The organism is Mesorhizobium sp. YIM 152430 (genome assembly GCF_029210365.1).
In the GTDB taxonomy this organism is placed as follows: domain Bacteria; phylum Pseudomonadota; class Alphaproteobacteria; order Rhizobiales; family Rhizobiaceae; genus Aliihoeflea.
The window spans coordinates 146,752-170,380 of the sequence record NZ_JARGES010000043.1 but is presented as its reverse complement, the minus strand read 5'-3'; the positions used below and the strand labels follow the sequence as shown (position 1 = coordinate 170,380).

23 protein-coding genes are annotated in these 23,629 nt (G+C 65.5%); 10 read left to right on the top strand and 13 right to left on the bottom strand.

All coding sequences use genetic code 11. The annotated features are described in order from the left end of the window. Positions 1–132: 132 nt before the first annotated feature. From ilvD to PZ895_RS13045, 4 genes are all read right to left on the bottom strand, one after another. On the bottom strand, positions 133–1,977 hold the full coding sequence (gene ilvD, locus PZ895_RS13060; RefSeq protein ID WP_275839428.1) for a dihydroxy-acid dehydratase: 1,845 nt from the start codon (positions 1,975–1,977) through the stop codon (positions 133–135). A 367-nt stretch (positions 1,978–2,344) separates the two neighbouring features. Then, on the bottom strand, positions 2,345–3,694 hold the full coding sequence (locus tag PZ895_RS13055; protein ID WP_275839427.1) for a TRAP transporter large permease: 1,350 nt from the start codon (positions 3,692–3,694) through the stop codon (positions 2,345–2,347). Next, on the bottom strand, positions 3,687–4,172 hold the full coding sequence (locus tag PZ895_RS13050; protein WP_275839426.1) for a TRAP transporter small permease: 486 nt from the start codon (positions 4,170–4,172) through the stop codon (positions 3,687–3,689). The genes PZ895_RS13055 and PZ895_RS13050 overlap by 8 nt, the downstream gene beginning before the upstream one ends. Positions 4,173–4,248: 76 nt before the next feature. Next, on the bottom strand, positions 4,249–5,250 hold the full coding sequence (locus tag PZ895_RS13045; RefSeq protein ID WP_275839425.1) for a DctP family TRAP transporter solute-binding subunit: 1,002 nt from the start codon (positions 5,248–5,250) through the stop codon (positions 4,249–4,251). Between the two features lie 222 nt (positions 5,251–5,472). Here PZ895_RS13045 and PZ895_RS13040 point away from each other — a divergent pair, with 222 nt between their 5' ends. The 8 genes from PZ895_RS13040 to PZ895_RS13005 all read left to right on the top strand — a co-directional run bounded on the left by PZ895_RS13040 (position 5,473) and on the right by PZ895_RS13005 (position 13,703). Then, positions 5,473–6,288, top strand: coding sequence for an IclR family transcriptional regulator (locus tag PZ895_RS13040; protein WP_275839424.1), 816 nt, complete (start codon positions 5,473–5,475; stop codon positions 6,286–6,288). A 17-nt stretch (positions 6,289–6,305) separates the two neighbouring features. After that, complete coding sequence (locus PZ895_RS13035) at positions 6,306–7,904, top strand: acyl-CoA synthetase (RefSeq protein ID WP_275839423.1); 1,599 nt, start codon at positions 6,306–6,308, stop codon at positions 7,902–7,904. Beyond that, positions 7,904–8,635, top strand: a complete 732-nt coding sequence (locus tag PZ895_RS13030; protein WP_275839422.1) for an SDR family oxidoreductase — start codon at positions 7,904–7,906, stop codon at positions 8,633–8,635. The genes PZ895_RS13035 and PZ895_RS13030 overlap by 1 nt, the downstream gene beginning before the upstream one ends. Beyond that, entirely contained in the window at positions 8,636–9,442 is an 807-nt protein-coding gene (locus PZ895_RS13025; protein WP_275839421.1) for a DUF296 domain-containing protein, read from the top strand. It begins immediately after the preceding gene. Between the two features lie 161 nt (positions 9,443–9,603). After that, a complete protein-coding gene (locus PZ895_RS13020) occupies positions 9,604–10,158 on the top strand; it encodes a 2Fe-2S iron-sulfur cluster-binding protein (RefSeq protein ID WP_275839420.1) in 555 nt (184 codons plus the stop codon). Next, a complete protein-coding gene (locus tag PZ895_RS13015; protein ID WP_275839419.1) occupies positions 10,155–11,144 on the top strand; it encodes a xanthine dehydrogenase family protein subunit M in 990 nt (329 codons plus the stop codon). Before PZ895_RS13020 ends, PZ895_RS13015 begins: the two co-directional genes overlap by 4 nt. Beyond that, a complete protein-coding gene (locus tag PZ895_RS13010) occupies positions 11,141–13,363 on the top strand; it encodes a xanthine dehydrogenase family protein molybdopterin-binding subunit (protein WP_275839418.1) in 2,223 nt (740 codons plus the stop codon). The genes PZ895_RS13015 and PZ895_RS13010 overlap by 4 nt, the downstream gene beginning before the upstream one ends. Before the next feature lie 172 nt (positions 13,364–13,535). Then, a complete protein-coding gene (locus PZ895_RS13005) occupies positions 13,536–13,703 on the top strand; it encodes a hypothetical protein (RefSeq protein ID WP_275839417.1) in 168 nt (55 codons plus the stop codon). On the opposite strand, the gene PZ895_RS13000 is transcribed toward PZ895_RS13005, so the two are convergent. The 7 genes from PZ895_RS13000 to PZ895_RS12970 all read right to left on the bottom strand — a co-directional run bounded on the left by PZ895_RS13000 (position 13,700) and on the right by PZ895_RS12970 (position 20,170). Next, positions 13,700–14,524, bottom strand: coding sequence for a ferredoxin--NADP reductase (locus tag PZ895_RS13000; protein WP_275839416.1), 825 nt, complete (start codon positions 14,522–14,524; stop codon positions 13,700–13,702). The genes PZ895_RS13005 and PZ895_RS13000 overlap by 4 nt on opposite strands. 238 nt (positions 14,525–14,762) lie before the next feature. Next, the gene (gene leuB, locus PZ895_RS12995) at positions 14,763–15,875 is read right to left on the bottom strand and encodes a 3-isopropylmalate dehydrogenase (protein WP_275839415.1); all 1,113 of its coding nucleotides are present in this window, start codon (positions 15,873–15,875) and stop codon (positions 14,763–14,765) included. Between the two features lie 103 nt (positions 15,876–15,978). Beyond that, positions 15,979–16,896 carry a dienelactone hydrolase family protein gene (locus tag PZ895_RS12990; RefSeq protein ID WP_275839414.1) on the bottom strand — a complete coding sequence of 306 codons (918 nt, stop codon included), beginning with the start codon at positions 16,894–16,896 and terminating at the stop codon, positions 15,979–15,981. A 39-nt stretch (positions 16,897–16,935) separates the two neighbouring features. Next, positions 16,936–17,985: a class 1 fructose-bisphosphatase gene (locus tag PZ895_RS12985; protein WP_275839413.1), complete on the bottom strand. Its 1,050-nt coding sequence runs from the start codon at positions 17,983–17,985 to the stop codon at positions 16,936–16,938. Between the two features lie 95 nt (positions 17,986–18,080). After that, positions 18,081–18,320, bottom strand: coding sequence for a DUF2798 domain-containing protein (locus PZ895_RS12980; RefSeq protein ID WP_275839412.1), 240 nt, complete (start codon positions 18,318–18,320; stop codon positions 18,081–18,083). A 7-nt stretch (positions 18,321–18,327) separates the two neighbouring features. Then, a complete protein-coding gene (gene leuD / locus PZ895_RS12975) occupies positions 18,328–18,933 on the bottom strand; it encodes a 3-isopropylmalate dehydratase small subunit (protein WP_275839411.1) in 606 nt (201 codons plus the stop codon). 70 nt (positions 18,934–19,003) lie between these two features. Beyond that, a complete protein-coding gene (locus tag PZ895_RS12970) occupies positions 19,004–20,170 on the bottom strand; it encodes an FAD-binding oxidoreductase (RefSeq protein ID WP_275839410.1) in 1,167 nt (388 codons plus the stop codon). Positions 20,171–20,259: 89 nt separating this feature from the next. Here PZ895_RS12970 and PZ895_RS12965 point away from each other — a divergent pair, with 89 nt between their 5' ends. Together PZ895_RS12965 and PZ895_RS12960 are read left to right on the top strand one after the other, a co-directional pair. Continuing rightward, positions 20,260–21,126 carry a CoA ester lyase gene (locus PZ895_RS12965; protein WP_275839409.1) on the top strand — a complete coding sequence of 289 codons (867 nt, stop codon included), beginning with the start codon at positions 20,260–20,262 and terminating at the stop codon, positions 21,124–21,126. A 9-nt stretch (positions 21,127–21,135) separates the two neighbouring features. After that, positions 21,136–21,342, top strand: a complete 207-nt coding sequence (locus PZ895_RS12960) for a DUF1737 domain-containing protein (protein ID WP_275839408.1) — start codon at positions 21,136–21,138, stop codon at positions 21,340–21,342. Here PZ895_RS12960 and PZ895_RS12955 read toward each other — a convergent pair. Beyond that, positions 21,319–21,918, bottom strand: a complete 600-nt coding sequence (locus PZ895_RS12955; RefSeq protein WP_275839407.1) for a hypothetical protein — start codon at positions 21,916–21,918, stop codon at positions 21,319–21,321. The two genes, PZ895_RS12960 and PZ895_RS12955, sit on opposite strands and share 24 nt — an antisense overlap. A gap of 391 nt (positions 21,919–22,309) precedes the next feature. After that, positions 22,310–23,524, bottom strand: a complete 1,215-nt coding sequence (locus tag PZ895_RS12950; RefSeq protein WP_275839406.1) for a YeeE/YedE family protein — start codon at positions 23,522–23,524, stop codon at positions 22,310–22,312. Positions 23,525–23,629: the final 105 nt, after the last annotated feature.

Below are 23,629 nucleotides of genomic sequence, written 5' to 3'. Positions count from 1 at the left end.
GATGGCGCCGCCATGCGGGCCGCGCCTCTTCTGAAACTCGTCCCGTGCGAACGCTTCGCGCGGACTTCCGGTTTTCGTCTAGCCGCTCGCGGAATTCCTTTCAAAAGGAAAGTCGCCCGCCCATGCGCTGGTTCAGTCGATCTCCGGCACCTGTCGCACCGCGCCCCTGGCCGCGCTCGTCGCGAAGGCGGCATAGGCCTTGAGTGCCGGCGTGACGTTGCGCTTGCGTTTTTCGGCGGGTTTCCAGCCGGCCGCAATCTGCGCCTTGCGGCGTGCTTCCAGTTCGGCGTCGTCGACGGCGAGGTGGATGGTGCGGCCCGGAATGTCGATCTCGATCCGGTCGCCCTCGCGCACCAGCCCGATCGCGCCGCCCTCGGCCGCTTCAGGCGAGACGTGGCCGATGGAAAGTCCCGAGGTGCCGCCGGAAAAGCGCCCGTCGGTGACGAGCGCGCAGGCTTTGCCGAGCCCCTTCGACTTCAGATAGCTGGTCGGGTAGAGCATTTCCTGCATCCCCGGCCCGCCGCGCGGCCCCTCATAGCGGATCACGACCACGTCGCCGGGGTTGATCTTGTTCGTCAGGATCGCGTTGACCGTGTCGTCCTGGCTTTCGAAGACGCGGGCGGGACCGGCGAATTTCAGGATCGAATCGTCGACGCCCGCCGTCTTCACGATACAGCCGTCGAGCGCGATGTTGCCTTTCAGGACGGCCAGTCCGCCATCCTTGGAGAACGGATGCTGCGCGTCGCGGATGACGCCCTTCTCGCGGTCGATGTCGAGTTCCTTCCAGCGCGCGTTCTGGCTGAACGCGACCTGGGTCGGCACGCCGCCGGGCGCGGCGGAGAAGAGTTCGAGCGCGGCCGGATTGTCGGTGACCGCGATGTCCCAGCTCGAAATCGCTTCGCCGAGGGTCGCCGAATGGACCGTCGGCAGGTCGCGATGGATGAGCCCCGCGCGGTCGAGTTCGCCCAGGATCGCCATGATGCCGCCGGCGCGGTGAACGTCCTCCATGTGGACATCCGATTTCGCCGGCGCGACCTTCGACAGGCACGGCACCTTGCGCGACAGCCGGTCGATATCGTCCATGGTGAAGTCGATCCCGCCTTCGATCGCGGCGGCGAGAATGTGCAGCACGGTGTTGGTCGAGCCGCCCATGGCGATGTCGAGCGCCATCGCGTTCTCGAACGCGCCCTTCGAGGCGATGTTGCGCGGCAGGGCGGTGGTGTCGTCCTTCTCGTAGTAGCGCTTGGCGAGGCCGACGATGCGCTGGCCGGCTTCGAGGAACAGCCGCTTGCGGTCGGCATGGGTGGCGAGCGTCGAGCCGTTGCCGGGCAGCGACAGGCCGAGCGCCTCGGTCAGGCAGTTCATCGAGTTGGCGGTGAACATGCCCGAGCAGGAGCCGCAGGTCGGGCAGGCCGAGCGCTCGATCACGGCGACGTCCTCGTCCGACATGGTGTCGTCGGCCGCCGCCACCATCGCGTCGACGAGGTCGAGCGCATGAGTCCTGCCGTCCGAAAGGGTCACCTTGCCGGCCTCCATCGGCCCGCCGGAGACGAAGATGGTGGGAATGTTGAGCCGCAGCGACGCCATCAGCATTCCCGGCGTGATCTTGTCGCAGTTGGAGATGCAGACCATGGCGTCGGCGCAATGCGCGTTGACCATGTACTCCACCGAATCGGCGATGATCTCGCGGCTCGGCAGCGAATAGAGCATTCCGTCATGGCCCATCGCGATGCCGTCATCGACGGCGATCGTGTTGAACTCCTTGGCGACCCCGCCCGCAGCCTCGATCTCGCGCGCGACGAGTTGGCCGAGGTCTTTCAAATGGACATGCCCCGGCACGAACTGCGTGAACGAGTTCACCACCGCGATGATCGGCTTGCCGAAATCGGAATCCTTCATGCCCGTCGCGCGCCACAGCCCGCGCGCGCCGGCCATGTTGCGGCCATGGGTGGTGGTTCTGGAACGATAAGGGGGCATCAACTTCTCCTCATCGCGGGACGTTGAAACGTTTGGCCGTTTCCGGCGTCCCGCACGGTCACAATCTTGCGTCGCCGCCGTTCATAAAGGCGAACGGCGCGCGGAACCACCCCGTATCGACGGGCGGCAGATGCGGAATTTCGGCAAAAAAGAAGGCCCGTCGGGGGAGGAGGTCCGACGGGCCTGATTTCGTGCGGTGCGGGAGGAGGTGCACCGCAGTCATTGTCTCGGGCCAGGGAGGAGGTTGGCCGTTGACGATCCGAAGATAGGCTTGTGCCATTGATGGTGCAATGCAACAATTTGCATGGCAGCCATGCATTTGTGCCTGCGACATTGTGGCCTGACTCGCAAGTCATTGAAAACACGTTTACCTCAGAACATTGACGAGGAATTGCGACATCTGCGGAAACGCCGCAATGATGGCGAGGCCGAGCGCGCAGGTGGCGAGGAACGGCAGTGCACCATAGGCGATGCGTTCCAGCGGCAGCTTGGTGATGTTGGCGGCCACGTAGAGATTGATGCCAACCGGCGGGGTGAACAGGCCGATGGCGAGATTCACCATCACCAGCACGCCGAACCAGACCGGGTCCCAGCCCAGTTCGCGCGCGACCGGCAGGAAGATCGGCAGCGCGATGAACATGATGGTGATCGCGTCCATGAACATGCCGGCGATCAGCAGGATCAGCATGATGACGACGAGGATCACCCATTGATTGTCGGAAAGTCCGAGCAGCGCGCCCGAATACTGCCCGACGAGATCGTCCACGGTCACCACCCAGCCGAACAGGCTGGCATAGGCGACGACGAGCATGACGACGGCCGACGAGGCGCTTGCCGCGACGGTGGCTTCGTAGAGCTTGGGAATGGTCAAGGTGCGATAGGCAAATCCGCCCACCAGCACGGCATAGACGGTGGCGACGATCGCCGCCTCCGTCGGCGTGAAGGCGCCCGAGTAGATGCCGCCGAGGATCACCACAGGCGTCACCAGCCCCCAGAAGGAATCGATGAAGGACCGCCACAGACGCGTTCCATAGGGCAGGCCGGCGTCGGGCATCGGCATCAGCGCCTCGACGCTGGGGCTGCCGCCCGAAATTCCGGCTGCCGGGGTATGGCGCTTGGCGAAAGGCAGGGTGGCAAGCATCAGCAGGCCGAGGAACAGGCCCGGAATGATCGCGGCGATGAAGAGCTGCGAGATCGAGGTCTCGGCGATCACGCCATAGATTACGAGCCCGATCGAGGGCGGGATGACGATGGAGAGCGCAGCGCCCGTGCAGACGAGGCCGGCGGCGAAGGCGCGCGAATAGCCGTCCTCGTGCATCCCCTTGATGATCAGGGGGCCGATGGCGGCGACCGAGGCGGGACCCGAGCCCGAAACCGCGCCCCAGAAGAGGCAGACGACGGTGCCGACGACGCCCATGCCGCCTGGCAGGCCGCCGATCAGGACGCGGAAGAAGCGAATCATCCGTTCGGCGATGCCGAGCGCGCCCATCAGCGTGCCGGCGAGAATGAAGAACGGGATGGCGAGCAGGGAAAACTTGGCGATGCCGGTGGCGATCAGGTCGCCGACGAGATCGAGGCCGAAGCCCAGGACCCACATCGCATAGATCGAGGACAGGCCGAGCGCGAAGGCGACCGGAACCTTGAGGAACAGGAGCAGGAAGAAGACCAGCACCATCTGCGTGCCGGCGCCCATCTCGATGCCGATCATCTCAGCCATTGGCGGCCTCGGCTTCGGCGCGGCCGGCAAAGGCGTCACGCGCATATTGCAGATAGCGGATCAGGATCAGGGCGAAGCCGAAAGGCAGGGCGACGCTGTAATACCAGGCCGGAATCTGCAACGCATAGGAACGGATGCCGCTCGCCATCTGGTTGGTGACGAGTTGCCAGCAGAACCAGGCGGAAAGCGCGAGAAGAAACGCGGACAGAAAGGTCGCAAGCGCCAGGATCGCCTTGCGGACCGGCGGCGGGACGAGGTCATGGAGGAGCGTGACGGCAAGATGGTCGCCCGTTCGCGCCGCGATGGCCGCCCCGAACACGGTGAGCAGCAGGAAGCCGTTGGTCAGAAGTTCCTCGGACGCGGCCAGCGAATAGCTCGTCAGGTAGCGCACGACCACGTTGACGAAGCCGAGAGCCGTCATGGCCGCGAAGATCGCCACGCAGACGATCTTCTCGAAATCACGCAGGATGAAGTTCATGCGCCTGCTTTCGAATGGGCGGGGCCGACAAGGGAGCGCCTTGCGGCGCCCCCTCGGCCCCACCGGGCCTCAGCACTCAGTTCGCCGCGATGGCGTCCTGGAAGGTCTGCACCAGGTCGGTTCCGACCCTGTCGGCCCATGTGTCGAAGGCGGGCTGGGTCGCGTCGCGGAAGGCTTGCAATTCCTCGGCGGTCGGCTCGTAGATCTCCATGCCGTTCTCGCGCAGCGTGTCGAGACCCTTGTCGGTGTCCTCGCGGGTGATCTGCTTCTGATAGGCCATCGCCTCGGTTGCCGCCGCCTGCATCTTTTCCTGCGTCTCCGCGTCCCATGAATCCCAAAGCTGCTTGGAGACGCCGAGGAAGACCGGGTCGTAGGAATATTTCCAGGTGGTCAGGTATTTCTGCACTTCATAGACGCGCTGCGGAATGATCACGGCGCCGACCGGATTTTCCTGGCCGTCGACCACGCCCTGCTGGAGCGCAGTAAAGGTCTCCGTCCACTGCATCTGCTGCGGGTTGGCGCCGAGCGCGTTCATGACGTCGATATACATCGGACCGGCGACGCGCATCTTGAGCCCGGCAAGATCCTCGGGCTTGGTGATCGGGCGCTGGCTGTTGGTCACTTCGCGAAAGCCGTTTTCGCCCCATGCCAGCACCACGATGTTGTGCTTGAGCATGATCTCCTTCATCGCATCGCCCGGTGCCCCGTCCACGGTGGCGTCGACATCCTCGTAGGACGAATAGAGATAGGGGAGCGAGAACACGGCCATCTGCGGCTCAAGCGGCGTGACGTTGATCGCCGATGTGATGACGAATTCGATGGCGCCGCGGCCGACCATCTCGGCCTGGCGCATCTGGTCGCCGCCGGAAAGCTGCGCGTTCGGGAAGATGCGGATATCCATCTCGTCGCCGGTCGCGGCCTTGACGAGTTCGTTGAATTTTTCGGCGCCGCGATGCCAGGTAGTCGTGTCGCCGGTATTGTGCGACAGGCGGAACGTCTCCGCCGACGCGGCCGACATCATGGCGAGACCCGCCAAAATCGAGGTGAGCGCGGTCGCGCTGGTCTTCAGGAAGTTCATTGGTTTTCCTCCGTTAATTGGCCCGGACCGTCGGGTTCTCTCTCCCGCCGACTATCTGGTCCACGATATGGACCGCAGCATCCTGCCGCGAACGGTGTGACGATAAGGATGCGGGGCCAGATTGCAAGGCGAAATTCGTTGCGTCTTTACAGCCGGCATCGGGCTGACTACGCTGCCTATCCATGATGTGGACCCTATTGGCGGGGCCGGGAGGAGTATTGGGTGGATTTCAGCGGAGCCCAGAGCGTGGATCGGGCACTCGGCCTGTTGGCCCTCGTGGGCCGGCACGCCGGGCGCGGGGCAGGGCTGTCGACGCTGGTCGAGGGTTCGGGCCTCAACAAACCGACCGCCCGCCGCCTGCTGCTCGCGCTGATGCGCGCGGGCTTCGTGGAGCAGGACGAGACGACGCGGCGTTACTATCTCGGCGCCGAATCCTATGTGCTCGGCTCGCTCGCCGCGCCGCGCTACGGCCTCCTTCAGTTCGCCATGGACAGTGTGGTGCGCCTGTCGCGCCAGACGCAGGATTCCGCCTTCGTCTCGGTCCGCCGCGATCTCGTCTCCGTCTGCCTGCATCGCGAGGAGGGCACCTATCCGGTGCGCACCCATGCACTCCAGGCGGGGTTCGAGCATCCTTTGGGATGCGGTGCCGGCTCGCTCGCGATCCTCGCCGCGCTGCCGGACGACGAGATCGAAGTCGTGCTTGCAGCTAATGCGCCGGTTCTGGCGGAAAGCTATCCGCTCTATCCGCCCGAACGCATCCGCGCCGACATCGCGGCGACGCGCGCGCAAGGCTATGCGCTGAATCCCGGCCTGATCGTCGCCAATTCCTGGGGCGTCGGCGTTGCGATCCGGGATGCGTTCGGCCGAGCCATGGGCGCGCTTTCCATTGCCGCCATCGATACCCGCCTTCAGCCGCCGCGTCAGGCCGAGATCGGCGCGCTTCTGGCTGCCGAGGCGACCCGTGTCGAACAGAAGCTCGCGCAGCGCCAGTCGGTCTATTTCACACCCGTTCCCGAAACGTCCCGCAAATCCGCATGAGCCTTCAGGACACGTTGATGAGACCAGTTTCCACCCGCACGATGAATCTTGCGAACTTTCTCGCCCAGTCCGCCCGGCGGCATCCGGACGAGATCGGCTTCGTCTGGCGCGACGAGACCTGGACCTGGGCGGCGATCGAGGCGCGCGTGGAAGCCTTCGCCCATGCGCTCGCGACCGCGTTCGGCGTGCAGAAGGGCGACCGCGTTCTGGTCCAGTCGGCCAACAACAACCAGATGTTCGAATCCATGTTCGCCTGCTTTCGCATCGGAGCGGTGTGGGTCCCGACCAATTACCGCCAGTCACCGGACGAGGTGGCCTTTCTGGCCAAGGCCAGTGGTGCCGTCGGCATGATCTGCGCCGCTCCATTCGCCGGTCACGCCAAAGCCGTGCGCGAACAGGCGCCGGATGCCCGCTTCTTCATCGCCATCGGCGAAGCCGAATTCGGCGAGGACTACGATTCCATCGTCGCCCGTCACGCGGGCCGGACCGTCCCGATGGCCGTCGTCGACCGCGACGATCCGTGCTGGTTCTTCTTCACTTCCGGCACGACCGGCCGTCCCAAGGCCGCCGTCCTCACCCATGGCCAGATGGGCTTCGTCGTCACCAATCATCTCTGCGACCTGATGCCGGGGACGACCAGCGCGGACGCCTCGATCGTGGTCGCGCCGCTGTCGCATGGGGCCGGCGTCCACCAGTTGGCGCAGGTCGCGCATGGGGTGAAGACCGTCCTCCTGCCGACCGACAAGCTCGACGTGCCGACCGTCTGGCAACTGGTCGAAAAATGGAAGGTGTCGAACGCCTTCACCGTTCCGACCATCCTGAAACTGATGGTCGAGGACCCGTCGGTCGATCGCTTCGACCATTCCTCGCTGCGCTACGTCATCTATGCCGGCGCTCCGATGTACCGGACGGACCAGGTCAAGGCGCTGGAAAAGCTCGGGCCGGTCATCGTCCAGTATTTCGGCCTCGGCGAGGTCACCGGCAACATCACCGTCCTGCCGCCCGCGCATCATTCGGCCGACGACGCGATAGCCCGGATCGGTTCCTGCGGCTTCGAACGGACCGGCATCCAGGTCGAGATCCAGAACGATGCGGGCGAGGCGGTAGGGGTGGGCGAGACGGGCGAGATCTGCGTCGTCGGTCCGGCCGTCTTCGCCGGGTACTGGGACAATCCGGAGGCCAATGCCAAATCGTTCCGCAATGGCTGGTTCCGCACCGGCGACCTCGGCCACATGGACGCGCACGGCTTCGTCTACCTCACCGGCCGGGCCTCGGACATGTACATATCCGGCGGCTCTAATATCTATCCGCGCGAGATCGAGGAGAAGATTTTGACCCATCCGGAGATTTCCGAAACCGCCGTCCTCGGCGTTCCCGATCCGATGTGGGGCGAGATCGGCGTCGCCGTCTGCGTCGCTCGCCCCGGCGCGGATGCTAGGACCATCGACATGCGCGCCTTCCTCGAGCCGAAGATCGCGCGTTACAAGATGCCGAAGCTCTTCGTCTTCTGGGACGAGATGCCGAAATCGGCCTATGGGAAGATCGCCAAGAAGCTGATCCGCGAGGAACTCGAAAAGCGCGGCGACCTCGCCGCCCTCACGGCGAAGGCAAGTTGATGGCGGGCGCGGTCTTCATCACCGGCGGCGCGTCGGGCATCGGCCTCGACACCGCCGCGCTCCTCGTCGAGCGCGGCATACCCGTCTTTCTCTTCGATCTCAGCCAAGAGGCCGTCGATGCGGCCTGCGCCGGACTCGGCCCGAGAGCTTCGGGCGCTGCCGGAAACGTCGCGGACGAAGCGGACGTCGAAATGGCCTTCGCCAGGGCCGGTCCGCTGAGCGGCGTCGTCAATTCGGCCGGCATCGGCATGGACAAGCCGGCCGTCGAGACGGAAGTCGCCGATTTCCGCCGCATCGTCGACGTCAATCTGACCGGCTCCTTCATCGTCGCGCGCGCCGCGGCCCGACAATGGATCGCGACCGGCACTTCGGGCTCCATCGTCAACATCAGCTCGGTCTCCGGCCTCACCGGCAACAAGGGCCGGGTCGCCTATGGCTCGTCCAAGGGGGCCGTGAACCTGATGACGATGATCATGGCGACCGAACTCGGCCGGCACGGCATCCGCGTCAACGCTGTTGCGCCGGGTCCCGTCGATACGCCGCTGGCAAGGTCGATCCATACCGACGACGTGCGCCGCCAGTGGAGCGAGCGCGTGCCGCAGGGGCGCTACGGCTCGCCGCGCGAGATCGCGCAGGCGGTGGCTTTCCTGCTCTCCAGCGAGGCAAGCTATGTTAACGGGCAGGTGCTGGCGGTCGATGGCGGTTTCGTCAATGCGGGGCTGGCGGTCTGAATGCGCACGATGCGCCAGCCCGGATCCGTCGCGGCGGAGCGCGCTGTCGCCGTTCCATGCCGGATCGAGCCGGTCGAATTGCACCTGAAAGCTGGGCTTACGGTCAATGAGGCGATTGCCCAAGCTCATGGAATACAAGGGTTTTCCGGCTATGTCGACCTGTCAGGGGTGCCGCTTGCGCCACTCGACTACGTCATTCCCGGCGCGGCGCCGGATGCCGGTCATGTCGCCTGGTATTCGCGCACCCACACGCTTGCAGCGGCGACCATAGAGCGGGCCGGTGCGATCGTCGGAATCCGCGATGGAGAGCCGTTCCTGCACTGCCATGGGGAGTGGGCGGGGCGGATGGGGCACCTCCTGCCGCTCGACAGCATCGTCGCCTCGGATTGCATCGTCACCGGCCTCAAAATGGACGGTGCGCGGTTCGAGGTCGAGGACAATTCCGAGACCAATTTCCGATTATTCGCTCCAAAACGGGCTGAAACCACCTCGGAACCGGATGGTTTTGCGCTCGTTTTGCGCCCGAACGAGCCCGTTCTGGCCGCTATCGAGGCGGTTTGCGCCCGAAATTCGGTCGAACGAGCGCGAATTTTCGGGGTCGGCAGCACGGTCGGAGCGCGTTTCGAGGACGGCCCGGAGGTCGCGTCCTACGCGACCGAACTCCTCGTCACCGACGGTCGATACCAGGATGGAAGGTGCGAACTCGACATCGCCATCGTCGGTCTCGACGGGGCCGTGAGCCATGGCCGCCTTGCCCGTGACGTTGCCGTGCTGATCACTTTCGAACTCGTCGTTCAGTCGTTCTGAAATTTTCGGCAGGAACATTGACCGCCGCTTTGCGGTTAGTCCGTCGAAGCAGGCATGGCGCGTGTCAATCGGGCACGACGGTACCGGGGAACGAGGCGATTTTCCCGATTTCCCGCCTCGGCCAACGAAATGGCAGACGAGCCTCACGTCCCGTCCGCGCCATGCCTGTGCCACCCATCGCCCCGCGCCTTGCGCGGAACCACGAAAGGCAGCGGATGCAACCGTTACGACTGACGGTCAACGGCACGCCCCATGATCTGACCATCGATCCGAGGGTGAGCCTGCTCGACCTCCTGCGCGAAAACCTTGCCATGACCGGCTCCAAGAAGGGTTGCGATCATGGCCAGTGCGGCGCCTGCACGGTGATCGTCAACGGGCGGCGGATCAATTCGTGCCTGTCGCTCGCTATCGCTCATGAGGGGGACGAAGTGACGACGATCGAGGGCATGGCGAAGGGCGGGACGCTGTCGCCATTGCAAGCCGCCTTCGTCAAGCACGACGCCTTCCAGTGCGGTTACTGCACGCCGGGGCAGATCTGCTCCGCGACGGCTCTGCTGGACGAATTGAAGCGCGGCGAGCCCTCCGTGGTGACACGGCAAAAGGTCGAACTCGTCGATGAGGAAATCCGCGAGCGCATGTCGGGCAATCTGTGCCGCTGCGGAGCCTACAACAACATCGTCGATGCCATATTGGAAGTTGCGGAGGCGCGGGCATGACGCCGTTCAGCTATTCCCGCGTTGCCGACGACAAGGCCGCGGTCGCCGCCTGCGGCGTGGAGAATGCCAAGTTCCTCGGCGGCGGGACCAATCTCGTCGACCTGATGAAGCACGAGATCGAGCGGCCGACGACGCTGGTCGATGTCTCCCGGCTGCCGCATGAGGAAATCGAGAATACCGAAGACGGGCTTCGCATCGGCGCGGCAGTGACCAACAGCGCGCTGGCGGCCGATCCGGTGGTGCGGGAGAAATATCCGCTGCTTTCGACCGCGCTTCTGTCAGGCGCGACGCAGCAATTGCGCAACCGGGCGACGACCGGCGGCAATTTCCTCCAGCGCACGCGCTGCCAGTATTTCTACGACACGCAGCGCGCCTGCAACAAGCGCGCGCCGGGCTCGGGCTGCGACGCGATCGGCGGGCTCAACCGCTTCCACGCCATCCTGGGCGCGAGCGAGACCTGCATCGCCGTCCATCCGTCTGACATGGCGGTGGCGATGGTGGCGCTCGGCGCGGATGTCGAGACGGTGCTGCCGCAGGGCGGCGTGCGGACGATCCCGGCGGATGCGCTGCACCGCCTTCCCGGCGACACGCCACATATCGACCATCAGCTTGTGCAGGGTGAACTGATCACGCATGTCGTGCTGCACAAGGCGCAGGAATTCCAGATGTACCGGAAGGTGCGCGACCGCTCCTCCTATGCCTTCGCGGTCGTCTCCATCGGCATCGCCTTCGATCTTCTGGAAGGCCATTTCCTGAAGATCAGGATCGGGCTCGGCGGCGTCGCGCACAAGCCCTGGCGGGCGGCCCGGGCCGAAGAGGTGCTCGAAGGAAAGGCGCCGTCGCGCGCGCTTTTCGAAAAGGCAGCCGACGCAGAACTCGCCGGAGCGAGGGGGCAAGGCGACAATGATTTCAAGATACCGCTGATGCGCCGGCTGATCGTCGCCAGCCTGACGGAAATGACTGCCGCGAAGGAGAAGGCAGCATGAGCGAGAACGGATCGAAGGGTCTGATCGGCCAACCGCTCGACCGTGTCGACGGACCGCTCAAGGTTTCGGGACAAGCGACCTATGCCGCCGACTGGCGTGGCGACAGGCCCCATCTCATCGGATACATCGTCGAATCGGCGGTCGCCAGGGGACGGATCGTGTCGCTGGACATGAAGGAGGCTGAAGCGTGCGAAGGCGTGAAAGCCGTCGTCACGCATAAGAACACGCCCAAGCAGATCCCTTTCGGCGAGCGCGCCAAGGGCGGACGGTTTGCGCAGTCGCACGCGATGATGCGATCCGACGAAGTGCGCCATACCGGCTATCCGGTTGCGCTGGTCGTCGCCGAAACGCTCGAGCAAGCGCGCCACGCCGCCTCACGCGTCCGCTGCGAGATCGAGGCGGAGGACGCCATCTTCAATCCCGAGACGCATGAGGACAAAGCGGTCAAGCCGGACGGCCTCGACGGGTCGGACGAAGTCGATACCGAAGCGGGTGATTTCGAAGCCGAATACGAGAAGGCCGCCCATAGGGTGGAGGCAGAGTTCCATACGCCCAGCCAGCACGCCGCCGCGATGGAGCCGCACGCGACATTGGCCGAATGGGATGGCGACAGGCTGACCGTGCACATGTCGATCCAGATCCTCGGCGACGGGCGCAAAGCCTTCGCCAACACGTTCGACATCGACCCGGACGACGTGCGGATCGTCTCGCCTTATGTCGGCGGCGGGTTCGGCTCGAAGCTCGGCGTCCACAACGAGGCGATCCTCGCCGCACAGGGCGCGAAGCTGACGGGAAGGCCGGTGCGGATCGCGCAACACCGCCGCAACGTGTTCGCCAACGGGCCGCATCGGCCGCGTCATCGCCAGCGGTTGAAGCTCGGCGCCGACGCCAACGGCAAGATCGTCGCGATCGACCATGAGGTGCTGTCGATCATGGCGCGCGACTATCCCTTCGCCGAAGCAGCGGCCTCGCCGACCCGCGCGAGCTACGCCACCAAGGCGTTACGGACGAAGCACCGGATTGTCGAAGGCGACATCCCCAAGGCGGACTCGATGCGCGCGCCGGGCGAGGCGGTCGGGACGTTGACCTTCGAGAGCATGATCGACGAACTGGCGCATGAATGCGGGGTCGACCCGGTCGAGTTCCGGGTGCGCAACGAGCCCGAGAAGGATCCGCATTCGGGCAAGCCCTTCTCCACCCGCAAGATGCGCAGATGCCTCCAGGAAGGAGCGGAGAAATTCGGCTGGAAGGGGCCGGCCCCGCGCCGCGAGGGCGACTTGCTGATCGGGCACGGCATGGCTGCGGCCATCCGGCCGAACCTGATGCAGGAGGCCGAAGCCGAGATCGAGCTTTCGACCGACGGTCATCTGACCGTGCGGCTCGACATGACCGATATCGGCACCGGAACCTACACGATCCTGACGCAGATCGCCGCCGAGGCGATGGGCGTCGCGCCGGAGCATGTGACGGTGAAGCTCGGCGATACCGATTTTCCCGAGACCTGCGGCTCGGGCGGCTCCTTCGGGGCCGGGTCGACCGGGACGGCCGTGTTCGAGGCCGTGAAGGCGCTGAAGGACAATTTTTTGAAGCGCGCGGCGAAGGCCGATGGCGCGTGGAAGGGCGCGAACTCGAAGGATCTGCGGATCGACGGCACCAACATCGCGCTCGGCAACCGCTCGCTGCCGATCGCGCAACTGGGCGACGGGTCGGGCGGCGTCTCGGCGAAGGGCGCGGCCAAGCCCGGCAAGGCATATGAGACCATGGCGCAATATTCCTACGGCGCGCAATTCGCCGAGGTCGCCGTCGATGTGGTGACCGGCGAAGTCCGGCTGCGGCGGCTGACCGGCGTCTTCGACGCGGGCCGCATCCTCAACGAAAAGACCGCCCGCTCGCAGCTCATGGGCGGCATGATCTTCGGCATCGGGGCGGCACTGATGGAGGAGAGCCTGATGGACGAGCGCTACGGCGCGTTCATGAACCGCGATCTTGCGGAGTATCACATCGCGGTCAATCGCGACGTGCCGCGGCTCGACGTTCACATGATCGAGGGCTTCGACGAGAACTCCAATCCGCTCGGCTCGAAGGGCATCGGCGAACTCGGCATCTGTGGCGCCGGACCCGCGATCGCCAATGCGGTATTTGCCGCGACGGGCCATCGGGTGCGCAAATTTCCGATCCATATGGAGGATCTGCTCGCGCAACTGCCGCCGCTTGGCTGAGCGGGTCCGACTTCCGCAAACCTGTTGCAGAGGCGCCCCATCCGGGCGCCTTTTGCGTCCATCGTCCTGACATTCGCGTGAAAAGCGCGCTTCGGCGGTTTGACGGCGGGATCATTCCGCCTATAGCTGCGTTTGAAGGCGACTAACATTTGTTAAAAGAGGAGTGCCCGGTATGCTGGACACCCCCAAGCGCAACCAGGAGCAGGAAGCCGTCGGCGAACTCGGCTTCCTCATGACCTCCATCGAAAGGGAAGCCATCCCGGCTTCGTTGACCACGCTTGCAGAACAGCTCGCCGACGCGCTGGCCGCGCGATCCGTCAGCGACGTCGAGCCGGCTTAGCCGACGAAGGCGCGCTCGACGACGAAATCGGCCGGCTTGCTGTTGGAGCCTTCCTCCAGCCCATGCGCCTCGACCAGCGCCTTGACGTCCTTGAGCATCGCCATCGAGCCGCAGATCATCACCCGGTCCGTCGCCCGATCGAAGGGGGCGCAGCCGACCAGCCGGAAGAGCTCGCCATTTTCGATCAGCGTCGTGATTCGGCCCATCTGCGGCGAAGCCTCGCGCGTGGTGGTGGCGACATATTTGACGCGGCCGGCCGTCAGTTCGCCGATCAGCGGATCGGCTTCCAGCGCGGCGACGAGCTGATCGCCATAGGCGAGGTCGGCAACGTCGCGGCAGGTGTTGGTGACGACGATCTCATCGAATTTCTCATAGGTTTCCGGGTCGCGCACAAGGCTCGCCCATGGCGCGAACCCGGTGCCGGTCGCGACCATCCAGAGTCGTTTTGCGGGCGTCAGCGCGTCGAGCACCAGCGTTCCGGTGGATTTGTGCTTCATCAGCACCGTGTCGCCGGGCCGGATCTTCTGGAGGTGCTGGGTCAGCGGCCCGTCGGGGACCTTGATCGAATAGAACTCGACCTCTTCGTCCCAAGCCGGGCTGGCGATCGAATAGGCGCGAAACACGGGCCGCTCGGCATTCGGCAGACCGATCATGACGAACTCGCCCGAGCGGAAGCGGAAGGCGGCCGGCCGCGTGATGCGGAAGGAGAACAGGCTGTCGGTGTAATGCGTCACCGAGACGACGCGCTCGGCATGGGTGTTCGCCGGGAGCGGAAACTGTGGAGCGTCGTCGGTCGTCACGGCAAGGGCTGCGGTCTGCATGATCATCCTTGAGGCTGGTGCGAATGGCGCATGTCGTCACCCCGAAACCGGTTCCTGCTTTAGGGCGACATGCGTTGGCGCTCGGGCGGCTTCGCGATCAAACGCGTGGCGGGCGCCGACAGTTGCCGTTGGAATAGCATTCCGGCCGATCAGGGGTCAATCGGCCGGAAAGGATCGCTTTGTCGCGGATCGCGCCAGGCGCGATGCGTTTGGTCCGCAAAACGGGCGCGAGCTGGAATCAAGCCGAAGCGGCGCGGAATTTCGCCACGACGGCGTCGCCCATCTTGGCGGTCGAGACGGTCTTGGTGCCTTCCGACGCGATGTCCTTCGTGCGGATGCCGTCGTCCAGCACCGCCGAGATCGCAGCCTCGAGCCTGTCGGCCTCGGCCACCATCTCGAACGAATAGCGCAGGCACATGGCGAACGAGGCGATCATCGCGATGGGGTTGGCGATGCCCTGGCCGGCGATGTCGGGAGCCGAGCCGTGAACGGGCTCGTAAAGCGCCTTGCGCTTGCCCGTCAGGGCATCGGGCGCGCCGAGCGAGGCGGAGGGCAGCATTCCGAGCGAACCGGTCAGCATGGCGGCGACGTCCGACAGCATGTCACCGAAGAGGTTGTCGCAGACGATGACGTCGAATTGCTTGGGCCAGCGCACGAGCTGCATCCCGCCGGCATCGGCAAGCATGTGGCTGAGCTTTACGTCGGAATATTTCGCCTTGTGGGTGGCGGTGACGACCTCGTTCCACAGGACGCCCGACTTCATGACGTTGCGCTTTTCCATCGAGCAGACCTCGTTGCGACGCGTGCGCGCGAGTTCGAAGGCGACGCCGGCGATGCGCTCGATCTCGAACGTGTCGTAGACCTGGGTGTCGATGCCGCGCTTCTGGCCGTTGCCGAGGTCGATGATCTCCTTGGGCTCGCCGAAATAGACGCCGCCGGTCAGTTCGCGGATGATGAGGATGTCGAGGCCCTCGACGACTTCGGGCTTGAGCGAGGAGGACTGCGCCAGCGCGGGATAGCAGATCGCGGGACGCAGATTGGCGAAAAGCTGCATGTCCTTGCGCAAGCGAAGAAGCCCCGCCTCGGGGCGCACCTCGTAGGGCACGCCGTCCCATTTCGGCCCGCCGACCGCGCCGAACAGCACCGCGTCTGCCGCCATCGCCTTGGCCATGTCGGTCTCGGAGATCGAGGCGCCATGCGTGTCATAGGCGCCGCCGCCTACCAGCCCCTCCTCGACCTCGAAGCCGGCGTTCATCTCGTCATTCATGACCGCGATCAGTTTGCGGACCTCGGCCATCGCCTCGGGGCCGATCCCGTCGCCGGGAAGAAGAAGAAGCTTGCGCGATGCCATGAAGAACCTCCGATCGAGAAAGATTGCCCGGCACGCGTGCGCCGCGACAGATTGTGTCGCCGTCGCTGATATTGCGCGGCGGCCGATCCGTCCAGCCTTTCCGTCAGAAGATCGACCGGACGGATGCCATTCCGGATGCCATCGTCCGATTCTCGATCGCCTGGAGAAACGCGCCGATCGCCTCGCGCCCGCCCAGGCGCACGATGTTGAAGTGATTGGCCTCGGGGAAGGTCTCGACGGAGGCAAAGGCCGGATTGGCGGCGGCCAGCGCATGGGCGAAGGAGGGCGGCGTCACAGCGTCGCGGCCGCCGGCCAGGAGCAGGATCGGTGCGCGAATCTGCGGAATGCGCGACAGATTGTCGAGCCGGGTGCGCACGAGGAAGCCCGGCACGTAGCCGGCCTGCTGACGCACCGCGGCCAGGAAGTTCGACAACGGCGCCTCCAGGATCACCGCCAGCGGATCGACCTGCGCGGCGGCATTGACGGCGAAGGCGGAGCCCATCGAATAACCGTAGAAGATCAGCCCGCTGCCGGCGAGATTGTCGGATTGCAGGTGCGCGACGAGACCCTGGATGTCGCGGTGCATGTCGATCTCGCGCGGCAGGCCCGGATTGCCGCCATAGCCGCGATAGCCGACGAGAACGAGACCGAAACCGCTCTCGACGCGTTCGGCCAGATGGGCTGGCTTGCGCAGGATGTCGCCGTCGCGGCCGGCGAAATAAACGATGACCGGCCGTCCCTGCTGCGGTGCGACATACCAGGAGCGCAGCGTCAGCCCGTCATGGGTGCGCTGGTCGAGCGCGACCATCTCGCGCTCGCTGCTCATCTCCAGAATGGAGAAGGCCAGCCTCTGGCGAAAAAGGATGTGGTCGGGGATGAAGGTCAGGGCGAGAAGGCCGGCCGCGCCGAGAGCGCCCAGAATGGCGAGGATGCGCGCAAGCGGGCGCCACCGCCGAAAGCGGGCGATAAGGGATCGGATAGGCAAGGTGAAGCTTTGTGGCAGGCGGCGGGCGATCGGCATGGCAGGGGTTTAAGCCCAACGGCGCCGATCGGTTCCCGGTCAGGCGCGTGGCGCGGCCGGTGCCGGTGCGGGCACTTCGTCAGCTTCGCGGTGATAGTCGACGACGCGCGCGACTTCTTCGGGATCGCCGAGCACCACGCCGACGCGCTGGTGCAGGGCCGTCGCCTCGATATCCATGATGCGGGCGCGCCCGTCATAGGCTGCGCCGCCAGCCTGCTCGATCAGGAACGACATCGGGTTCGCCTCGTACATGAGGCGCAATTTGCCCGGCATTTCGGGTTTGCGGGCGTCCCAAGGATACATGAAGACGCCGCCGCGCTTCAGGATGCGGTGGACGTCGGCGACCATGGAGGCGGTCCAGCGCATGTTGAAGTTCTTCGTCCGAACGCCGTCCTTGCCGGCCAGGCACTCGTCGACATAACGGCGCACGGGCGGCGCCCAGTGGCGGTAGTTCGACATGTTGATGGCGAACTCGGCATAGCCCTTCGGCAGCTTGATGTCGCCCTGCGTCATGCGCCAGGAACCCATGTCGCGATCGAGCGCGAATTCGTAGACGCCGGTGCCGACCGTGAGCACGAGCAGCGTCTGCGGACCATAGATCGCGTAGCCGGCGGCGACCTGCGTCGCGCCCTTTTGCAGGAAGTCGTGCTCGTCGATCTCGCGGCCTTCCGCGCCCGCCGGGGCCTTGAGAACCGAGAAGATGGTGCCGACCGAGATGTCCACGTCGATGTTGGACGAACCGTCGATCGGGTCGAAGAGCAGGAGATATTCGCCGCGCGGGAAGCGGTTCGGGATCGAATAGATCGATTCCATCTCCTCCGACGCCATCGCAGCAAGATGGCCGCCCCATTCATTGGCTTCGAGCAGGATCTCGTTGGCGATGACGTCGAGCTTCTTCTGCACCTCGCCCTGCACGTTCTCGCTGGAAAGATCGCCGAGCATTCCGCCGAGTGCGCCCTTGTTGACCGAGTGACTGATCGCCTTGCAGGCGCGCGCGACGATCTCGATCAGAAGACGGAGTTGGCCGGGCAGCGCGTCCTGCTGGCGCTGCTGCTCGACGAGAAATCGGGTCAGGGTCTGGTTCGTCACGCGTGCGATCCTCGGATTGGAAGAGCTTTGGCGACGGTTTAGCCGTTTTTCGTGGCGGAACAAGGAAATCCGCCTCGAGGGCCGCTTTTCGCGATTCAGGCAGGCCGGACGATGACGCGCAGGATGCGGCGGACGAAAGGCGCGACGACGAGCACGGCCGGAAAGGCGACGGCCCAGGACGACATCCAGGCCACGAACCACAGACCGGCAAAACCCGGCGCATCCGGGCCGACCGCCAGAACGGTCGATATGCCGGTGATGATGAAGGTCATGAAGAAGGTCAGGAAGAGGCCGAAGGCGACCTGCTCCAAACGCTTGGGAACGAAAGGTGTCATGCGCGGATCAGGCCCAGGGACGGGTCTCGGCGTAGCTTTTCTCGAAGCCCTCGATGGAAGGCTCCTTTTCCATGGTCAGGCCGATATCGTCGAGCCCGTTCAAGAGGCAATGGCGCTTGAAGGCGTCGAGGTCGAACCTGATCATGCCGCCATCGGGGCCGCGAATCTCGCAGGCTTCGAGATCGACGGTCAGGGTCGCATTGGCGCCGCGCGAGGCGTCGTCCATCAGCTTGTCCAGGTCTTCGGGGCTGACGGTGATCGGCAGGATGCCGTTCTTGAAGCAGTTGTTGTAGAAAATGTCGGCGAAGCTGGTCGAAATGACGCAGCGGATGCCGAAATCGAGCAATGCCCACGGGGCATGTTCACGCGACGAGCCGCAGCCGAAATTGTCGCCGGCGACGAGAATCTGCGCGTTGCGGTAGGCCGGCTTGTTGAGCACGAAATCCGGGTTTTCCGAGCCGTCCTCGTTGAAGCGCATCTCGGCGAACAGGCCCCTGGACAGGCCGGTGCGCTTGATCGTCTTCAGATAGTCCTTCGGAATGATCATGTCGGTATCGACATTGACGATGGGCAGGGGCGCGGCGACGCCCGTCAGCTTGGTGAACTTTTCCATCTTCCGAAGTCCGTTTTCGTTGCGATTGTTGCGCTTCCTTACACAATGGAACCGGTCAACGCAAAGATTCTCAGATCACGTTCAGTTCGCGGAAAGGGCGGTTTTCGGCAATGCGGCCATAGCCGAAAGCGGTGCAGTCGACGGTGCGGTATTCTCCGTGGACGATCCATTCGGCGAGCGCCTTGCCGACGGCGGGCGCCTGTTGCAGGCCATGGCCGGAAAAACCGTTGGCGAAGAGGAAGTTCGCGACGTCCGGATGCGGGCCGATGACGGCGTTCTGGTCGAGGCTGTTGTAGTCGTAGTGCCCGGCCCAGGCGCGGCCGGACCTCAGCACCTCGAAGGCGGGAATGCGGGCGGCGAGGACCGGCCAGATCTTGTCCTCGAAAAGCGGCCAGTCGGGTTCGAAATCGGCAGGGTCGGCCGGGCCGTCCGTCGCGGGGTTCTCTGCGCCGCCGGTGATGTAGACCGCGCCTTCGGGCCGGACATAGACGCCGGACGGATCGACCAGAAGCGGCATATCGTCGAAGCGATCCGCCGCCTCGAAGACGAAGACAGAGCGCTTGCGCGGCTCGACGGGAAGCGCGAGGCCGGCAAGCGCTGCGAGGTTTCCGGCATTGGGGCCGGCGGCATTGATGACGAGGCCGGTTTCGATCGTCGTTCCGTCGGCGAGCGTGATGCCGGTGATCCGGTCGCTCCGGCGGTCGATGGCTGTGACCTCGCCCCGGACGAGATCGATGTCGCGGGATTTGAGCGCAGCGCGCAAGAGGCCGAGCAGTGCGTGGGCGTCGAACCAGCCCTCGCCGCTGCGGCCATAGGCACCCGCGGCGATGCCGTCGGCCGAGAGCCAGGCGAAGCGAGCTTCGAGTTCGGATGCGCAAAGCAGTGCGATGTCGGCGCCTTCGGCCAATTGCACGACGTGGTTGGCGGCGAGGATGTCGCTTCCTTCCTCGCTGGCGAGGATGAGGTAGCCTTTCTCGCGAAAGGCGATGTCGGCCGAGGCGCTGACACGGGACTGGAGTTCGCGGAAGAACCGGAGCGTGAAGCGCGACAGGCGGATGTTCTCGGGGATGGAAAATTGCTGGCGGATCGAGGCGCAGGAGAGCGTCGTCGCTGCATGGGTGAAATTCGGGTCGCGCTCGATGACCGCGATGGAGCCGGCATAGCCTTCCTCGCGCAGGAACCAGGCGATGGACGCGCCGACGATGGCGCCTCCGACGATGACGATGTCGCGGTGCATGAATGGAATCCCGTTTGGGTAGAGGGAATCAGGTTCGGCGCGCGCGGGCAAGCCCTTGCAGCAACCGCCCTGCCGGGCCACAAAGCGGCATGACCATGCGACCCAACCGCCCGCGCCGTTCGGTGCTCTACGTTCCCGCCACAAACGCCAAGGCGCTCGCCAAGATCGCGACGCTTGCCTGCGACGCGGTGGTGATCGACCTCGAGGATGCGGTCGCGCCGTCGCAGAAGATCGCGGCGCGGGAGGCGGCCTGCCGGTTCATCACCGAGCGGGGCGCGAGCACGAAGGAGATCGTGCTGCGGATCAATGCGCTGTCGAGCGAATGGGGGCGGGACGATCTGCGCGCCGCGCGCGAGGCTTCGCCCGATGCGGTGCTGCTGCCGAAGGTCGACGGTCCGCGCGACGTGCTCGACGCCGACCGGCTGCTCGACCGGGGCGACACCGAATGCTGGCTGTGGGCGATGATCGAGACGCCGCGCGCCATGCTCAATCTCGGCGCCATCGCCGAACTCGGCCGGGACAATGCCGCGCGGCTCGCCTGCCTCGTCGCCGGCACCAACGATCTCGTCAAGGATACCGGCGTCCTGGCGACGCCCGACCGGCGCTATCTGACGCCGTGGCTGATGCAGATGGTGCTCGCAGCGCGGGCGGGCGGGCTCGATGTTCTCGACGGTGTGTCGAACGATTTTCGCGATCTGGACGCGTTCGGGGCCGAATGCCGCGAGGGCGCCAATATGGGCTTCGACGGCAAGACGCTGATCCATCCCGCGCAGATTGACCCGGCGAATGCGACGTTCTCGCCAAGTCCGGAGGCGGTTGCGGAGGCGCAAGCCATCCGAGCGGCGTTTGCCCTGCCGGAAAATCGCGACAAGGGCGTCATCTCGCTCGATGGAAAAATGGTCGAGCGGCTTCATCTGGAACAGGCCGAGCGACTGCTTGCCAAGGCTGGATCATAAGGACAGAAAATGCGGCTTTATCGATTGCTGACCGGACCCGACGATTCGAGCTTCTGCCACAAGGTGTCGAACGCGCTTGCCAGGGGCTGGCATCTCCATGGCTCGCCGACCTATGCCTATGACGCACAAGCCCAGGCGATGCGCTGCGGACAGGCAGTGATCAAGGACGTGCCGGGCGTCGAATACGATCCGTCAATGAAACTTGGCGAGCAGTAGTTCCGAGGTGACCTCGAGCGCGCGGTCCTCGCGCGCGGCGATGCCTTGCGGCGGCGTGTGGGCGGCGAGGACGCGGTCGCGCTCGGCAATGAGGCGCGCGATCTCGTCCTCATAGGCGGCGAAGATCGCGGTGAGCCAGCGGTTCACCAGATAGGACGGGCGCGGCATCTGCATGTCGAAGCGTTGGGCCAGCGGGATGGTTTGCTCGGCGTCGAGCCAGTCGTCGCCGACGACCCACTGGTTGACCGTGAAGATGCGCAGGAGCTTGCCATAAGGGTCGACGCCGATGGCCGCGAGGTGGTGGATCGGGCCGTTGGTGCCGTCGGGGCGCATGAAGCAGTGGAAATGACCGTGTTCGGCCGCGCCGTCTTCGGCCGGGTGGCAATGGTAGAACCATTGCGCGCCGGAGGCGGGGTCGAAGACGTCGCCTTGCGGGTAATGATCCCAGACCGTCACGCCGGATGCGTCACGAAAGGTTTCGGTCAGGACGTTCTGCCCGCCCTTGGCGAGAAGCGCCTCGCAAAAGGCGATCTCGTCGCGGGCGCGGGCGCGGGCGCGGGCCTTGGCGTTGGTCATGGCTACTCGACCACGAGATCGGGCGCTTCCGCGTTCGGGTCCGGCAGGGGTGCCGGCGGCGGAGGCGGCGCGGCCAGTTGCGGTGGGGCGGGCGCTTGTGCGGGCGGAGGGGGCGGCGCGCGCAGGGCTTGCGGCGCGGCGGCTGCACAAGGGGCGGCAGCCGCGCAGGGTGCTTGTGCAGGCGGGGGTGGAGGGGCGGCCAGGGGCGCGCCGGCTGTGCAAGGAGCGGCGGCCGCGCATGGGGCTGCCGCCGCGCAGGGCGCTGTGCCGGTTTGCGCCTGTCCGGCGACGGGCGCCGCCGCGCGCTCGACCGGATGGTTGACATGATCGACGGCGATCGCCGCGGTGGCGGCGGCGAGGGCGGCGCCGAAGAGGACGGTGTTGCGCGCGGTCATTTCTTCGCGAATCCGTCGAGGCCGAAGAGAGGGCGGGCCCAGACGCCGACCCAGGAGCCGGCGAAGGCGGCGGCGAACCAGAGCCAGCCATGAAGGCTGCCCGAGGCAATGCCGGAAAACAGCGCGCCGATGTTGCAGCCGAAGGAGAGCCGCGCGCCATAGCCCATCAGGATGCCGCCGATGGCGGCCGCCAGCATGGACAGGAACGGCACGGCGACCTTGGGCGCGAACTTGCCGGCAAGGCTGGCAGCAAGGCCGGCGCCTAGGATGATACCGAAATTCATCACCGAGACGGTGTCGGCCAGGACGGAGGAATTGAGCGCCCGTTGCGGGCCGGGCCAGTTCCAGAATTCCCATGTTTCGACCGGAATGCCGGCGACCTGCGCCGCCTTTGCGCCCCACAGGCCGAAGCCGAAGGTGACGGACCAGGGATGGCCGGCCAGAAGCAGCGTCGCGACGTTGAGGAGCGCGAGCAGCACGCCGGCGCCGACGAGCGGCCAGGGACCGGAGAGGATCCACGTCCAGCCGGGGCGGGCGGGCGCGGGCTCGGCTTCGAGATTGCCGTGGACGCGGCGCTCGATCAGGGCAGTGACCAGTGCGACGAGGCCGAGGGCGGCGAGGGTGGCGAGGATCGCCGAGCCGATGCCGATTGTGTTGCCAAGGCTGACGGCCGGCATTGCGGGCAGGCCCAGCCACCAGGGCAGGTGCGCGGTGCCGATGACCGCGCCGATGATGAAGAACGTGAGCGTAACCAGCATCCGCGAGGAGCCGCCGCCGACGGTGAAGAGCGTGCCCGAGCCGCAGCCGCCGCCAAGCTGCATCCCGAGCCCGAAGATCGCGGCGCCGACGAGGACGGAGATTCCGACCGGCGCGGTTGCGGGTGCAAGCGCCTGTCCGCCGAGGCTGCCGGCGGCGAGAAGCGGGATCATCGCGACTGCCGCTACCGCGATCATCAGCATCTGCGCACGCATTCCGCGCCCGCGCTTTTCGACGACCATGCGGCGCCATCCGCCGGTGAAGCCGAAGGAGGCGTGGTAGAGCGTCGCGCCGAGAAGGCCGCCGAGGACGAACAGCGCGGCCTGGCGCAGGTCGACCAGCCACGCGATCAGCAGGAAGCCGGCAATGAGCGCACCTGCGGCGACAAGCATCGGCGCGCGGTCGGGAATGGCTGCGGGCAAATAGTTCGGGCGGGGAAAGGCGGCGTCGGTCATGATGTCCGGTCGGTCTCACTGAAAAAGCGAATGTCCGGACGTGCCGGACATTCGTGCCTGGGAGTGTTGATCGTAGCCGGCAGACCGCTGCCGGGAAAGTGGCGC